This is a genomic window from Neolewinella lacunae, from assembly GCF_014349155.1.
GTDB classification, from domain to species: domain Bacteria; phylum Bacteroidota; class Bacteroidia; order Chitinophagales; family Saprospiraceae; genus Neolewinella; species Neolewinella lacunae.
The window spans coordinates 1-1,478 of the sequence record NZ_JACSIT010000144.1 but is presented as its reverse complement, the minus strand read 5'-3'; the positions used below and the strand labels follow the sequence as shown (position 1 = coordinate 1,478).

General features: G+C 61.3%; 1 pseudogene. It reads right to left on the bottom strand.

Features of this window, described 5'->3' with window-relative positions:
* A pseudogene (locus H9S92_RS17740) lies at positions 1-1,478 on the bottom strand (hypothetical protein); the annotation flags it as partial.

Sequence of the window (1,478 nt, the reverse complement as noted above, 5' to 3'; positions counted from 1 at the left end):
ACCGCCACCAGGCCGTCACCGGCACGGTTCAGGTTGATCGCGCCTTCGCCTGCGTAGCTGGCCGTCACCAGCTCCAGGCCAGCGGCCAGTTCGATTGTACCCTGGAAGCCCGCCAGCGCAGTGCCGCGGATTTCCATCGTGTGCATCTGACCAGCTTCCAACTGCGCGTCAGCAGCGTTGATGGAGGCCGTAGAACGTCCGTTGCCCACTACGTCACCGTAAGCGAAGGCCACGAAGTCCGCATCCAGGATGCTGCCCGTCAGGTCGTTGGCATTGTACACCTCGGGGAAGGCCGCAGCGTAGGGGTTGCTCACGTCAACGTCCGCCGGTACGAAGCCCCAGCTCTCGCCGGTTACGTAGTTGGCGTCAAGGCCCAGGATCACCCGCTGGATGCCTACCAGGTCCAGTACATTCAGGTTCCGGTTCTGGTCGACGTCCGCCGCCAGGTAGTCGTAGGGAGAGTCGAAATCCTCAGCACCCAGGATAACCTTGGTAATCTTGACGATGTCCGAAGTCTTTACATCCTGTACGTTTACCGCTACGGCGTACTCGGGTTGTACCGTGTAATCAATACCCATATTCAAGTCGGTAAAGTAGTAGATACCAGCAGCATCAGTCATCGTCATTTGATCTGCTGTCCCCTCGCCCGTCAGCGTCACCGCTACGTTGGCCATGGCGCGGTCCGTCCGCGTGGCGATCGTTCCCGTCAGGTTCGGACCAGCCTCACCGCACACACCGTCCTGGAAGGCCTGGACTTGTACGATGACCGAGCAGTAGTCCGCACTGCCGTTGTCGGCAACGGCGTACACCCGCACCGGTACGTCCTGGTTGACTACCTCGCAGTCCAGATCAATGCCCAAGCGGCCAGCCACTGGCGTGAAGCCGGCAACACCCGCCTCTTCTTCCGTGTAGATGCTGTACTTGTCGATCAGGTTACCGAAGCAGTCAAACACATCGCTGGCGATGAAGTCCGTGGCCCAGATGGCCGCCATACCACCACCCTGGCCGTTGGGCATCAAGGTCACGGTCAGCGTCTGGATACAGATTGGCGTCGGTGCTTTGTCCGGCGTTACACAGAACTCCAGGATCTCCACGTCGAAGTTACCACAGCCGTCCGCCGCCCGGATCCGGATGGCGTGCTCGCCCACCGGTACGTTCGTCGCGCGGATCGAGTAGCTGCCGTCGCCGTTGTTCGTCAGCGTGATGCCTACGCCCAGCGCCGCAGCGTTGTCCGGACGGAAGCCCTGCGCAACGTCGTAGTTCGCGTCCAGTTGCAGCGTCACGTCAACGTCGGAGCACTCGTCTACCGCCGTGAAGGTCAGCGTCAGGTCGGCCGTGCACGTTACGCTCGTACCACCGAAGCATTCTTCGGGCTCGTTCGCTTCGATGACCGGGGCCACCTCGTCGTAGATCTTCACGAACTGCACGTAGCGGAACGCTCCGCGGCTGTCGTCGGCGGCGTACACATCGGTGTCGAT